Genomic DNA, 13,392 nt, shown 5'->3' with positions numbered 1-13,392 from the left:
GTCACTGTCGTCCTCCTTCATCGCGCGGCAGGTACATCTCGGTGGTCTCCTCGGCCTCGGCCCGCCGCACCCCGCTGTAGAGGCGCGACAGCATGCCGCCGACCGCCTCCGGGTCCGGCTCGTGCCGCACCACCGGGCGGTCGGCCGGGGCGGCCGAGGTGAGCTGGGCCATCGGCACGCGTACCGGCAGGCCCCGCTCGTTCGTCCCTCCGGTCACCGGCGTCGCCGCCGGCGCCGGCGTCACACCCGGCGCCGACGCGGCCGGCCCCTGCCGGCTGAACCACCCGCCGCCCGCCGCGCCGGCGGCCGGCGTGAGCACGTCCTCGGCCCGTCCCGGGCGGGGACGCGGCGCGGTCACCGGCGCGGCGGCCGGCACCGGCGCACCGGCCCCGGCGTCCGTCCCGTCGCCCAGCGGCCGCCCGGTCAGCGGAGACACCGGCAGCGCCGCGGGCCGGCCCGGTGCCGGACGCCATCCGGCCACCGGCAGTTCGGCGGTCGCCGCGGCGAGCGCGCCGGACGCGGTGACCGGGCCGGTGAGCATCGGCTGCGCCGTCCCGCGCACGAGCCGGTCCGGCTCCGGCCGGCCCACCTCCGGCGCGGGCGCCTCGGCCAGCAGCTCGACCGGGATCCGCACCCGGGCCACCAGGCCCTCCCGGCCCGAGCTCAACCGCACCCGTACGCCGTGCCGGGCGCTGAGGTGGCTCACCACGAACAGGCCCATCCGTTCCGAGGCCGACACGTCGGCGGCCGGCGGCTCGGCGAGCACCGCGTTCGCCTCGGCCAGCGCCGACGGGCTCATGCCCAGCCCCTCGTCGACGATCTGCACGAGCGCGCCCCGGCCGTCCGGTTCGACCACCACCCGCACCGCGGTGTCCGGGCGGGAGAAGGCGGTGGCGTTCTCCAGCAGCTCCGCGAACAGGTGCACCAGGTCGCCCACCGCGTGCCCGACGACGTGCAGGTCGGTCCGGTTCTCGTGGCGCACCCGCTGGTACTGCTCGATCTCCGCGCTCGCGGCCAGCAGCACCGCGCCCAGCCCCACCGGGCGGTTCCACCGCCGGGTCGACTCGGTGCCGGCCAGCACCAGCAGGCTCTCGTCGTTACGGCGCATACGGGCGGCGAGGTGGTCGAGCTTGAACAGGTTCTCCAGCTGCTCCGGGTCGCTCTCCTCGCGTTCGAGCTCGTCGAGCAGCTCCAGCTGCCGCTCGACGAGCACCTGGCTGCGCCGAGCCAGGTTGACGAACATGGCGTTGACGTTGCGCCGCATCATCGCCTGCTCGACCGCCACGTCGACGGCGCTGCGGTGCACCGCCACGAACGCCTCCGCCAGCTCGCCGATCTCGTCCTGCGAGTCGATCACCGAGGGCGGCACGTCGATCGCGCCGACCGGGCGGTCCACGGTGCGCAGCCGTTGCAGCGTCAGCGGCAGATCCACCTGGGCGATCCGCAGCGCCTGGCCGCGCAGCTGCCGCATGGAGCGGGCCACCGACCGGCCGACCAGCAGCGAGATCAGCACCGCGGCCAGGAGCACCGTGGCGATCGCGCCGCCCACCAGCAGCGTGTCGCGCAGCTGGCGGGCGCTGGCGTCGTCGGCCTGGCGTACCGCGTCGGCGACGATCTCGCTCTCCAGCTGGCGGAACAGCTCCTGCCGCTGCTCGCTGGCCGCCCACCACTGGGTCGCGTCGAGCACGGCCGGCTTCGTCTCGCCGCCGCCGGGCAGCGTCCGTTCCTCCATCCGGGTGGCGGCGACGAAGGCCGGATCGACCGAGGTGCGGTCGTAGCGACCGATCTGGTCGGCGGTCGCCGCGACCCGGAACGCGCCGAGGGCGGTGAGCTGCTGGGCCCGCAGGTCGCTGAGCGTCACCTGGTCGTCGGGCTCGTACCGGCCGGACCGGGCGGCGGCGTAGAGCTCCGCGCGGATGCGCGAGGACAGCTCCTTGACCCGGGACAGCTGCGCGTACCGCAGCACCGCCTCGGTCAGCTCCTGCCGGCCGCCGCCGGGCGACGGCTCGGCCAGCAGGTTCAGCAGCGCCGCGATGGACCGGTGGTAGTTGCTCAGCACGGTGTCGCTGGAGAGCACCGCGGGCGCCACCGCCGCCCGGATGTTCACCACCTGGTCGTACGCCTCGATCGCCTCGGAGTAGGAGACCCGCCAGGCGGCGTCGGCGTCGGCCAGCGGCGCGGCCGCGGCGCGCAGCTCGGCCATCGCCCGGTCGGTCGCCTCCTGCAGCGGTCTGAGCGCGGCCACCGCGGCGTCCCGGTCGGCGCCGGTGCCGGCGCGGCGCAGCGCGGCCAGTTCGCCGGCCGTGCGGTCCCGCTCGTGCTGGAGCCGGTCGACGGCGGTGGAGATCTGCCGGCCGATGCCGACCTGCTCGGCGAAGGCGCTCAGCGTGGTGGTCTGCCCGACCAGCCCGCGGGTCTGGATGCCGGCCAGGACGAGGAACGCAAGTGAGGGGATGACGAGCACCGTGGCGAGCTTGGTGCCCATCCGCCAGTCCCGCAGCCGGAACCCGGAGCGCCGCCGGTGCGGCTGAGGGGCCGCGCCGCGAACCGGGTCGGGACCTGCGCCCACGGTTGCCTCCTCGTCCCGCCCCACCACGTCGGGGAGCGGAGTCCATCCAATCAGGCCGTCGGTCGGTGTCAACGGCCGCCCGGGCGGCATGACCAGGACGGTCAGCACCGCGGGTGGGCGGTCACGCGTGCGAGGCGGCCTCGTCCGTCCGGCCGATCCCGGTGATCTCGTCCGCCTCCGCGAGCCGGCCGAGCGCGACGAGCGCGGCGCCGGTCGCACCGATCTCCGGGTTGCGTTGCCAGCAGACCCGGCGGGGCGCGAGCGCGTCGAGGAACTCCCCGCGCCACCACGGCGAGGCGGTCAGCGCCCCACCGCCGAGGATCACCTCCATCGGCTCGCCGATACCGGCCTCCAGCAGCGTCAGGTCGTCGGCGACGAGCCGGCACAGTCCGCTCATCAGCCCGCCCAGGATGTCCACGGCGGTGGTGCCGAAGCTGAGGCCGCGCAGCTCCCCCGAGCCCGCCGGGGCGACACCCGGTGGCCGGTCGCCGCCGAAGCGGGGATTCGCACGTACCGAACCGGCGACGCGGTCGAGCGCCGCCTCCAGCTCCGCGCCCTCCGGCAGCCGCAGCTCGCGCGCCGCCCAGGCGAACAGGTTGCCGCCACTGGAGTACGCCGCGCCCGTCACCACGTGGTTGTGGTCGACCCGGTACCGCCAGAGCTGCTCGGGCAGCGGCGGCGGCTCCGCGCCGGCCGGTACGGCCTGGATCATGCGGACCGCGGCGGAGGTGCCGACTGTGACCGCCGCTCGGGTCGGGTCGACGCAGCCCGAGCCGACGTTGGCGGCCGCGCCGTCGCCCACCGGCGGCGCCCACCGCGCGCCGGCCAGCTGCGGCCAGCGCCGCGCGTACGCCGCGTTCAGCCGGCCGTGCCAGCCCTCCGGGGCCAGCGGCAGCAACTGATCCGGGCGTACGCCGGCCAGCTCGCACGCCTCCGGATCCCAGTCCGTGCGGCGCAGGTCGAGCAGCCCGGTGCCGGAGGCCAGCGAGATCGACATCGGCGCGTCGTCGAGCAGCGTGCCGAGCGCGTACTCGGCGAGCCCGGTGAAGCGTGCGCACCTGTCGACGCGCTCGCGCAGCCAGGGCAGCCGCACCGACCAGTAGCAGCGGTGCCACCAGGTGCCGGTCCGCCTGTGGAAGTCCGCCGGGTCGGCCGGGCCGGGCGCGCCGGCAGGCGGCTCCGGCCGGGTGTCCAGCCAGGTCAGCACCGGCCCCGACGCTGTGCCGTCGGGCGCCAGCGGCAGCACCGAGTGCCACTGCGCGGACGTGGCCACGAGGTCCACGTCCCGCAGGTGTCCACCGGCGGCCAGCTCGTCCAGGCACTCCACCAGGCACGCCAGGTAGGCCGGGCCGTCGAGCGTCCCGCTGCCGTCGTCCCCGGTGACCAGGTGCACCCGGCGCCGGGCCAGCGCGCCGGGACGCGGCACGGCGTCCGCGTCGAGCACCAGGCCGCGCACCGAGGAGGTGCCCAGATCCAGAGCGAGAATGTCCATCGCCGGTCAACCTACCCGGGGGGACCGGCGGCCACGCCAAGATCCGTACCCGGTGACGCGCGATCGGGTTCCACGGCGCCTGTCGATCGCGTACAGTGACCGTCATGCCCGCGCACCTGTCCTGCTGGTGGCCCGCCGACCCGGCGGCCCACCCCCGCGCGTAGCTTCCCCACGCGGCCGCCCGACGAGGCGGCCGCCGGTCTCCCCCGGCATCCCGGGTCGCCTTCACCGGCGGCCACCGGCCCACCGAGGAGACCCGATGACCCGCCTGTCCGACCCGCTCGCCGCCGTCGCGGCCGGCCGCGACCCCGGCCCGTTCGCGCTCGTCCGCCGCGAGGGCGCCGACCACGTCGACCTGTTCACCGGCCCGGTACGCACCGCCGGCGAGCTCGCCGACCTGCCGCTGCCCGAGCACGGCGCCGGTCCGCACACGCTGGCCCTGGTGCCGTTCCGGCAGGTCACCGAACGCGGTTTCGAGTGCGTCGACGACGGGCTGCCGCTGGAGTTCCTGGCGATCGAGGAACACCGGCGGATACCCCTGGCCGACCTGCTCGACGCCCTGCCCGACGCCGAGGTGCGCACCCGCGACGCCGGTTTCGACATCGCCGACGACGAGTACGCGGCGATCGTGGAGCGGGTGCTGGCCGACGAGATCGGCCGGGGCGAGGGGGCCAACTTCGTCATCCACCGCACCATGCGCGCCACGGTGCAGGGCGACCCGCTGGCCGCGGCCCTGGCCGCGCTGCGCCGGCTGCTGCTGCGCGAGCGGGGCGCGTACTGGACGTTCCTGGTGCACACCGGCACCCGGATCCTGGTCGGCGCCAGCCCGGAGCGGCACGTCAGCGTCGCCGACGGGCTGGTCGAGATGAACCCGATCAGCGGCACGTTCCGGCACCGGGGCGAGACCGTCGACCGGGCTGAGCTGCTGCGCTTCCTGCACGACCCGAAGGAGGTGGAGGAGCTCTACATGGTGCTGGACGAGGAACTGAAGATGATGGCCGTGGTCGCCGAGCACGGCGGCCAGGTGGTCGGGCCGTACCTGAAGGAGATGGCGCACCTGGCGCACACCGAGTACCTGCTGGCCGGGCGCTGCTCCCGGGACGTACGCGACGTGCTGCGGGAGACCATGTTCGCGCCCACTGTCACCGGCAGCCCGATGGAGAACGCCTGCCGGGTGATCGCCCGGCACGAGCGCACCGGCCGGCGCTACTACGCCGGGGTGCTCGCCCTGCTGGGCCGCGACGAGCAGGGCCGGCAGACGCTGGACGCGCCGATCCTGATCCGTACCGCCGAGATCTCGCCCGAGGGCGCGCTGCGGGTGCCGGTCGGCGCGACGCTGGTCCGGCACTCCACCACCGCCGGGGAGGTCGCCGAGACGCACGCGAAGGCCGCCGGTGTGCTGGCCGCGCTGGGTCTCGGCCCGGACGCGCCGCGCTCCGCCACCGAGCCGGCCGTCCGGTACGCCGACGACCCCGAGGTACGCGCCGCGCTGGCCGCCCGCAACGCCCCGCTGGCCCGGTTCTGGCTGGAGCAGCGGGAGCCCGGCGCGATCGCGCTGCGCGGGCTGGCCGGGCGCCGAGCCCTGATCGTCGACGGCGAGGACACGTTCACCGGCATGCTCGCCCACCAGCTCGGCGCGCTGGGCCTGGCGGTGACCCGGCGGGACTGGCCGGACCCGGGCCCGCTGGACGGCTACGACCTGGTGGTGGTCGGCCCCGGCCCGGGTGACCCGCGGGACGCGGTCGCGCCGAAGATGGTGGCGCTGCGGGCGCTGCTGACCGAGCTGCTCGGGTCCGGCCGGCCGACGCTCGCCGTGTGCCTGGGCCACCAGTTGCTCGCCGGGCTGCTGGGCCTGCCGCTGCACCGCCGCGACGCGCCGTACCAGGGGTTGCCGCGGGACGTGCCGGTGTTCGGGACGACCCGCCGGGTGGGGTTCTACGCCAGCTTCACCGCGCTCGCCGACGCCGACCGGGTGGCCGGCCCGTACGGCCCGGTCGAGGTGTCCCGCGACCCGGCCGACGGCGCGGTGCACGCGCTGCGCGGCGCGGGCTTCGCCGGGGTGCAGTTCCACCCGGAGTCGGTGCTGAGCCAGGACGGCACGAGGGTCCTGGCGGACCTGCTCGGGCATCTGCTCGACCGGCCGGCGCTGAGCGCGCATGGAGCGGCCGATCGCGGGTAGGGCACTGGCGACCGGTGGTCGGACGGGTTCGAGAGCCCCCGTCCGGCCACCGGTCGCCAGCCGGATCAGCCGGCCATGCCCCGCTTCAGCGCGGCGCCCATCAGCGCGGCCCGCTTGGCGGTGAGCGCGGTGGCGGCCAGCGCAACGTGGTCCGGGGCGACCTCGCCGTTGTTGCTTGTGTGCGACGCGCCGTACGGGTTGCCGGCGACGAACTGGCTCGGGTCGGTGTAGCCGGGGGTCACCACGATGCCGCCCCAGTGGTAGAAGACCGTGTACAGCGACAGCAACGTCGCCTCCTGGCCGCCGTGCGACGTGGCGGTCGAGGTGAACCCGCTGTAGACCTTGTCCGCGAGCGCGCCCGCGGCCCAGAGCGGGCCGGTGGTGTCGATGAACTGCTTGAGCTGGGCGGCGATCATGCCGTACCGGGTCGGCGACCCCATGATGATCACGTCGGCCCAGGACAGGTCGTCCGGCTGCGCCTCCATCACGTCCTGAGTCTCCAGCCGGTGCGCCTGCCAGCCGGAGTTGGAGCGGATCGCCTCGTCGGGCGCCAGCTCACGTACCTTGCGCAGACGCACCTCGGCGCCGGCCTCCCCCGCCGCCTCGACCGCCGCCTGCGCCATCTGGTAGGTGATGCCGGTCGCGCTGTAATAGATCACCGCGACCTTGACCTGGCCATCCATCAGACGTTCCCTCCTCGTCTCGGGTCAGCTCCGGCGACTACCCGTTACTTGTTCCGTCAAACTCAGGGCGTGGCATGCTCTGCGGGTGGAGATCCGCGTTGCCACGCCGGCCGACTGGCCGCTGATCTGGCCGTTCCTGCGCGAGATCGTGGCGGCCGGGGAGACGTACACCTGGCCCCGGGACGTCACGGAGGAGCAGGCCCGCAAGCTCTGGATGCCGCCGGCGCCGGCGCGGACGGTGGTCGCGGTGGCGCCGGACGGCGTGGTGCTCGGCTCGGCCAAGCTGGCGCCCAACCAGGGCGGCCCCGGCGACCACGTGGCGAACGCCTCGTTCATGGTCGCCCCGGCCGCCGCCGGGCACGGCGTCGGCCGCGCGCTGGCCGAGCACGTGCTCGCCGAGGCGCGGGCGGAGGGCTACCGGGCCATGCAGTTCAACGCCGTGGTGGCCATCAACACCCGGGCCGTCGAGCTGTGGCGGTCGCTGGGCTTCGCGGTGGTCGGCCGGGTGCCGGAGGGCTTCCGGCACCCCACCCGTGGGTACGTCGATCTGCTCGTCATGCACCGGCGCCTGGACTGAGCGTGGCTCAAGATTTGCGCAAGTTCCGTCCGCAATCCCTCTCCCCACCCAGCTCACACGGGATGCTGGTCGGACCGGCGCCGGCCGCAGCGGCCGCCCCCGCGCCGGGATCCTGAACGGGGGATCGCGCTGGTGTCGGCAGCGCCGCCGGCGCAGCGCGATCAGGGGCCGGGTTGTCGTACCCCTGACTTACGCTGACGCCCGTGACCGTACGCCTCAGCCGCGCCGAGGCGCTCGCGCTGCGCATGACCGGCCTGCTGCTGCGCCCGCACCCCACCGCCCGCCCCGAGCGCGTCGCCGACGTGGTCGAGTGGTTCGGCGCCATGCAGGCGCAGGACGCGGCGAGCGGGCTGTGGTCGCTCGGCGTCCGCCTGGCCGGCGCCACTCAGGACGACGTCCGCGCGGCGCTGGAACGGCGCGAGGCGCTGCGCACCTGGCCCATGCGCGGCACCGTGCATCTGGTCCCGGCGCGTGACGCGCGGTGGATGCTGGAGCTGACCGGGGTGCGGACGCTCGTCGGCATCGCCGGGCGGTGGCGGCAACTCGGGCTCACCGTCGCCGACGGCGAGCGGGCCTGCGACGTGCTGGGTGCGGCGCTGACCGGCGGCGGCCGGCTCGCCCGCGCCGAGTGCGTGGCGGCGCTGCGCGCCGCCGGGCTGGACACTGACGGTCAGCGCGGCTACCACCTGCTCTGGTACGCCAGCCTTCGCGGCGTCACCTGCATCGCACCGCACGTCGGCACCGAGCAGACGTTCGCCCTGCTCGACGAGTGGGCGCCCGAAGCGCGCCGCCCGGAGCGGGACGAGGCACTGGCGTTGCTGGCGCACCGCTACGTGCGCGGCCACGGCCCGGTGAGCCGGCACGAGCTGGCCCGGTGGACGGGCCTGACGGTCACCGACGCGACCCGGGCGGTCACACTGGCCGGTGACTTGCTCGCCCCGGTCGAGGTCGACGGCGAGCCCGCGGTGGTCGACGCCGCGCTGCTCGACGCGCCCCGCGCGCCGGTCGACGACCTGCACACGTTGCCCGGCTTCGACGAATACCTGCTCGGCTTCAAGGACCGGTCGCTGATGCTCGACCCGGCGCACGCCGCAGCGGTGGTCCCCGGCAACAACGGGGTGTTCCGGTCGACTGTGGTGCGCGGCGGGCGCGTGGTCGGCACCTGGACGCGGACGCTGGGCGCGAAGGCGGTGACCGTGAAGGTGCAGCAGCTCGCGCCGTTCGACGCCGCGTTGCGTGAGCGGGTGGGGGCGGCCCTGACCGGGTACGCCCGCTTCCTCGGGCTGGAGTTGCGCCACTCCTGGGTGGGTGCGGAGCGTTGAGTGGAACGCCATGGGTGTCAGAACCGCGCCGAGGCACCCACGGCGTTCCACTCCGTTGCGGAGGGCTCGCTCAGTCGGCGAGCGCTCCGGCCGACCGGCCCTCGTGCAGCGTCAGGTTGCGGCCGCTGCCCGGGTCGAACAGGTGGATCTTCTCCAGGTTGAACCACACGCGGCGCGACTCGCCCTCGCGTACCGGCGACTCCGCCGACAGCCGGGTGACCAGGTTCGATCCGGCGCCGGCGAAGTCCGCGGCACCGGTGTCGGCGGCCAGCTCCTCCAGCTCGGCGGCGGTGGCCCGCTCCCCCTCGACGGTGAAGTAGACGTACTTGTCCGAGCCCATCGACTCGACGATGTCCACCGGCGCCTCGAACTCCATGCCCCGGCGGCGGGTCTCGTCGTCGATCAGTGCCGCGTCCTCGAAGTGCTCCGGGCGGATGCCCAGGATCAGCTCCCGGGGCGCGTCGCCGCCTTCCAGCTCGCGGCGGATGCGGTCGCCGACCGGCACGTCACCGAGCGCGGTCCGCAGCCGGCCGTCCTCCACGACGGCGTGCACGAAGTTCATCGAGGGTGAGCCGATGAACCCGGCGACGAACAGGTTGCGCGGGTGGTCGTACAGCTCCTGCGGCGGCCCGACCTGCTGCACCGCGCCGCCCCGCATGATGACCACCCGGTCGCCGAGCGTCATCGCCTCGGTCTGGTCGTGAGTGACGTAGACGGTGGTGGTGCCCAGCTGCTTCTGCAGCCGCGACACCACGGTGCGCATCTGCACCCGCAGCTTGGCGTCCAGGTTCGACAGCGGCTCGTCCATCAGGAACGCCTTGGGCTGGCGGACGATCGCCCGTCCCATCGCCACCCGCTGCCGCTGGCCGCCGGACAGGTTGGCCGGCTTGCGGTCCAGCAGCGCGGTCAGCTCCAGCACCTTCGCCGCCTCGTCGACCTTCTGGTTGATGGTCTCCTTGTCCATCTTCGCCAGCCGCAACGGGAACGCCATGTTCTCCCGTACTGTCATGTTCGGGTAGAGCGCGTACGACTGGAAGACCATCGCGATGTCGCGGTCCCGGGGCGCCTTGTCGTTGACCCGCTCGCCGCCGATGCGCAGCTCACCGGAGCTGATGTCCTCCAGCCCGGCGATCATGTTGAGCGTGGTGGACTTCCCGCAGCCGGACGGGCCGACCAGGATCACGAACTCGCCGTCGGCGATCTCCAGGTCGACGTCCTGTACGGCGGTGGTCCCGTCCGGGAACCGCTTGCTCACCTTGTCCAGCACGATGTCGGCCATTGCTACCACCTATCCCTTGACTGCGCCGGAGGTCAGACCGGAGACGATGCGGCGCTGGAAGAAGAGCACGAACAGGATGATCGGCACGGTGATCACCACGGCGGCGGCGCAGATCGCCCCGGTGGGGTCCTCGAACTGCGACTCGCCGGTGAAGAACTGCAGTGCCACCGGGACCGTGCGGGACCGCTCGGTCGAGGTGAGCGTGATCGCGAACAGGAAGTCGTTCCAGCAGAAGATGAAGACCAGGATGGCCGTGGTGAACACGCCGGGCGCGGCCAGCGGCGCGATCACCCGCCGGAACGCCTGTCCCTGGGTGGCGCCGTCCATCTTGGCCGCCTTCTCCAGGTCCCACGGGATCTGCTTGAAGAACGCCGACAGCGTGTAGATCGCCAGCGGCAGCGCGAACGTGATGTACGGCAGGATCAGTCCGGGCCAGGTGTCGAACAGCCCGAGCTGCCGCTCGATCTCGAACAGCGGCGACACCAGCGACACCTGCGGGAACATCGCGATCAGCAGCGAGACGCCGACCAGCAGCTTCTTGCCGGGGAAGTCGAGCCGGGAGATCGCGTACGCGGCCATCGTCCCGAGCACCACCGCGACGGCGGTGGCGATCAGCGCGATGCCGATGGAGTTGACCAGGGCGCGGACGAACTGGTCGGTGTCGAAGATGGTCCGGTAGTTGTCGAGCGTCCACTCCCGCGGCCAGAACTTGCCGTCGGTGAGCGTGGCCGGGGTCTTGAACGACAGCGAGGCGATCCAGAGCACGGGGACCAGCGCGAAGACGACGACCACGACGTCCAGCAGGCCCCAGCGCACCTTCGCCCGCGTGGTGGTTTCCACTGCCATGTCAGCGCCTCTCCCCATCGTCGCTGCCCGGGGCAGCGGTGCCGAACAGCTTCACGAACACGAAGGCGATGATCGCCACGGTGATGAAGATCAGCACCGACATCGTGGAGCCGATGCCGAGGTTGAGGCCCCGGATCAGGTTGTTGTAGGCGAGCATCGACACCGACGACGTCTCGTTGCCGCCGTTGGTGAGCACGAAGATGTTGTCGAAGACCCGGAACGCGTCGAGCGTGCGGAACAGCAGCGCGACGAGGATCGCCGGCTTCATCACCGGCAGCATCACCTTGGTGAACCGCTGCCACGCCGTCGCGCCGTCGGTGGAGGCCGCCTTGAGCAGGTCCTCCGGCACCAGCGCCAGCCCGGCCATGAGCAGCAGCGCCATGAACGGGGTGGTCTTCCAGATCTCCGCCAGCATGATGATCGCCAGCGAGCTGGCCCGCTCGGTCAGCGGGGCGCTGCCGTCGAACAGGTTCGCCAGGTAGCCGGTGCCCGGCGTCCAGGCGTACCGCCAGGAGAACGCCGCGACGACGGTGACGATGCCGTACGGGATCAGCGCCGCGGTGCGCACGATGCCCCGGCCGACGAGAGTCCGGTGCATGACCAGCGCCAGGCCCATGCCGAGCACCAGCTCGATCGCGACGGTGACCACGGTGATCAGCGCGGTGACCCCGAACGCGGTCCACCAGAAGTCGTTCGTCAGCACCGTGACGTAGTTCTCCAGACCGACGAACTCCCGCTCGTCGGGAAAGCGCAGGTCGAAGCGCTGCAGCGACAGCCAGACCGAGTACAGGATCGGGTACGCGGTGACCAACACCATGACCAGCGCGGCCGGTGCGCACAGCAGCAGTCCGAGGCGCCGCTCGGCGCGCTTGTTGTCGCTCAGCGGGGCGCGGGAGCCGCGCCGGGACCGCTGTTCCGGTACGGCGGCGTGCCGCCCGCCGGGCTGCTCGGCCTCGGCCTCGGCGGCGGCCTGCGCCCCGGCTGGGGTGGCGTTCACGCTCATGGCAGAACTCCCTTGGACTCCAGCGCGTCCGAGATCGCCTTGCGCAGCTCGTCAGCGGTCTGCTCGGGCCGGATCGCCGACGGCGGCGACAGGATCGCCGACATCACAGTGGAGATGCTCTGGTACGCCGGGGTCAGCGGCCGGACCGCCGGCTCCTTCAGCTCCTCCAGGATGGTCTCCTTCATCGGGTACGCCTCGGTCATCTCCGGGTCGTCGTAGACGGCCTCGATGGTGGGCGGCACGCCGTCGTTGACGGCGGAGAACTTCTGGTTCTCGGCGTTGCGCAGGCAGCGGGCCGCCTCGAACGACTCCTCCGGGTGCTTCGAGTAGGTGCTGACCGCCAGGTTGACCCCGCCGATGGTGACCTTGCTGGGGGTGCCCGGTTCGACGCCCGGCACCCGGGCCCACTTCACGTTCTTCGCCAGGTCGGGGTTGGCCTCCTGGAGCGCCGGATACACGAACGGCCAGTTCACCTGGAACGCGCCCTTGCCGGACTGGAACTCCAGCCGCACCGGGTCCTCCAGCGCGTTGCTGAACGACGGCGAGGTCACGCCCGACGTGGCGAACTTCTTGAGCTGGTCGAGCGCGCGCACCGCGCCGGCGTCCATCTCCGCCTTCTTGCCGTCGTCACTGAGGATCTTGCCGCCGGCGCTCTCGGCGAGCGTGTTGTAGAGGACCACGAGGCCCTCGTACTGGGCGCCCATGGTCAGCACCTGGTACGGCTTGCCCTGCTCCTTGAGCTGCTGGGCGACTGAGATCATCTCGTCCCAGGTCTTCGGCGCCTGCGACACCAGGTCGGACCGGTACCACAGCAGCTGCACGTTGGTGTTCTTGGGCGCGGCGTAGAGCTTGTCCTCGTACCGGGCGGTGTCCAGCGGGCCGGCCAGCGTGCCCTGCTCCACCTCGGCCTGGTCCTGGCCGGTCCACTCCCGGATCCACTTCGCGCTGGCGAACTCCTGGGTCCAGGTGACGTCCAGGCCGAGCACGTCCATCCCGCTGTCCTGCGCGGCGAGCCGCCGCACCATCTGCACCCGCTGCTCGTCGGCCTCGCGCGGCAGCACCCGGTAGTCGATCCGGTACCGCCCCTGCGCCGCCGTGTTGCAGTTGTCGACGACCTTCTGCAGGTTCTGCTCCGGCGGGTAGTACAGGTTGATCGTCGGGACGCCGCCGTCGCCGCCGGACCCGCAGGCGGCCAGCGGGGCCACCAACGCGAGCGCGGCGGCTGCCGCCGCCGCGCGTCCGGCCGGCCGCCGTGCGGCCGTGTCGGGGACTGTCGTCATCACCCTCCCCCTCTCTTCGGCGAAGAACCGGGGAGTGGCCCGCGCCCCGGTGCACGGCGAGACGACCGGGGCATCGGCCCGATCGCCCGACGCCCCGGGCGTGTCGTGCGGCTGAACGTGCCCGACCCGCGACGGAGCGAAACATCACGGACATGTGACGGT

General features: G+C 73.3%; 10 protein-coding genes. 3 read left to right on the top strand and 7 right to left on the bottom strand.

Annotation, left to right across the window (positions count from 1 at the left end):
- Position 1: 1 nt before the first annotated feature.
- Both Q3W68_RS21625 and Q3W68_RS21620 read right to left on the bottom strand, forming a co-directional pair.
- Entirely contained in the window at positions 2-2,569 is a 2,568-nt protein-coding gene (locus Q3W68_RS21625; protein WP_302907187.1) for a nitrate- and nitrite sensing domain-containing protein, read from the bottom strand.
- Positions 2,570-2,690: 121 nt separating this feature from the next.
- Positions 2,691-4,061 carry an FGGY family carbohydrate kinase gene (locus Q3W68_RS21620; RefSeq protein WP_302907186.1) on the bottom strand — a complete coding sequence of 457 codons (1,371 nt, stop codon included), beginning with the start codon at positions 4,059-4,061 and terminating at the stop codon, positions 2,691-2,693.
- Positions 4,062-4,320: 259 nt separating this feature from the next.
- Here Q3W68_RS21620 and Q3W68_RS21615 point away from each other — a divergent pair, with 259 nt between their 5' ends.
- Positions 4,321-6,240, top strand: coding sequence for a chorismate-binding protein (locus tag Q3W68_RS21615; RefSeq protein ID WP_302907185.1), 1,920 nt, complete (start codon positions 4,321-4,323; stop codon positions 6,238-6,240).
- 65 nt (positions 6,241-6,305) lie between these two features.
- On the opposite strand, the gene wrbA is transcribed toward Q3W68_RS21615, so the two are convergent.
- Positions 6,306-6,923 carry an NAD(P)H:quinone oxidoreductase gene (wrbA, locus tag Q3W68_RS21610; RefSeq protein WP_302907184.1) on the bottom strand — a complete coding sequence of 206 codons (618 nt, stop codon included), beginning with the start codon at positions 6,921-6,923 and terminating at the stop codon, positions 6,306-6,308.
- Positions 6,924-7,008: 85 nt separating this feature from the next.
- Between wrbA and Q3W68_RS21605 the strand changes: the two genes are divergently transcribed.
- Together Q3W68_RS21605 and Q3W68_RS21600 are read left to right on the top strand one after the other, a co-directional pair.
- Positions 7,009-7,500, top strand: a complete 492-nt coding sequence (locus Q3W68_RS21605) for a GNAT family N-acetyltransferase (RefSeq protein WP_302907183.1) — start codon at positions 7,009-7,011, stop codon at positions 7,498-7,500.
- Between the two features lie 203 nt (positions 7,501-7,703).
- On the top strand, positions 7,704-8,822 hold the full coding sequence (locus Q3W68_RS21600; protein ID WP_302907182.1) for a winged helix DNA-binding domain-containing protein: 1,119 nt from the start codon (positions 7,704-7,706) through the stop codon (positions 8,820-8,822).
- 70 nt (positions 8,823-8,892) lie between these two features.
- Here the strand turns inward: Q3W68_RS21600 and Q3W68_RS21595 are convergent, their stop codons facing one another.
- The 4 genes from Q3W68_RS21595 to Q3W68_RS21580 are packed head-to-tail and all read right to left on the bottom strand — an operon-like array spanning position 8,893 to position 13,230.
- Positions 8,893-10,101 (bottom strand): ABC transporter ATP-binding protein, encoded by a 1,209-nt coding sequence (locus Q3W68_RS21595; protein ID WP_262014315.1) that lies wholly within the window; start codon positions 10,099-10,101, stop codon positions 8,893-8,895.
- 9 nt (positions 10,102-10,110) lie between these two features.
- Positions 10,111-10,947: a carbohydrate ABC transporter permease gene (locus tag Q3W68_RS21590; protein WP_302907181.1), complete on the bottom strand. Its 837-nt coding sequence runs from the start codon at positions 10,945-10,947 to the stop codon at positions 10,111-10,113.
- Between the two features lies 1 nt (position 10,948).
- Entirely contained in the window at positions 10,949-11,950 is a 1,002-nt protein-coding gene (locus tag Q3W68_RS21585) for a carbohydrate ABC transporter permease (RefSeq protein ID WP_302907180.1), read from the bottom strand.
- On the bottom strand, positions 11,947-13,230 hold the full coding sequence (locus Q3W68_RS21580; RefSeq protein WP_302907179.1) for an ABC transporter substrate-binding protein: 1,284 nt from the start codon (positions 13,228-13,230) through the stop codon (positions 11,947-11,949). Before Q3W68_RS21580 ends, Q3W68_RS21585 begins: the two co-directional genes overlap by 4 nt.
- Positions 13,231-13,392: the final 162 nt, after the last annotated feature.

The sequence above is a fragment of the Micromonospora sp. C28ISP2-4 genome, assembly GCF_030519385.1.
In the GTDB taxonomy this organism is placed as follows: Bacteria; Actinomycetota; Actinomycetes; order Mycobacteriales; family Micromonosporaceae; genus Micromonospora; species Micromonospora tulbaghiae.
The sequence above is the reverse complement of the archived record's forward strand: the minus strand, read 5'-3'. Positions and strand labels throughout refer to the sequence as shown.

Bases quoted from the DNA above. Each gene is read 5' to 3' on its own strand.
- Q3W68_RS21620 (WP_302907186.1), bottom strand. From the start codon at position 4,061: ATGGACATTCTCGCTCTGGATCTGGGCACCTCCTCGGTGCGCGGCCTG.
- Q3W68_RS21615 (WP_302907185.1), top strand. From the start codon at position 4,321: ATGACCCGCCTGTCCGACCCGCTCGCCGCCGTCGCGGCCGGCCGCGAC.
- wrbA (WP_302907184.1), bottom strand. From the start codon at position 6,923: ATGGATGGCCAGGTCAAGGTCGCGGTGATCTATTACAGCGCGACCGGC.
- Q3W68_RS21595 (WP_262014315.1), bottom strand. From the start codon at position 10,101: ATGGCCGACATCGTGCTGGACAAGGTGAGCAAGCGGTTCCCGGACGGG.
- Q3W68_RS21590 (WP_302907181.1), bottom strand. From the start codon at position 10,947: ATGGCAGTGGAAACCACCACGCGGGCGAAGGTGCGCTGGGGCCTGCTG.
- Q3W68_RS21585 (WP_302907180.1), bottom strand. From the start codon at position 11,950: ATGAGCGTGAACGCCACCCCAGCCGGGGCGCAGGCCGCCGCCGAGGCC.
- Q3W68_RS21580 (WP_302907179.1), bottom strand. From the start codon at position 13,230: ATGACGACAGTCCCCGACACGGCCGCACGGCGGCCGGCCGGACGCGCG.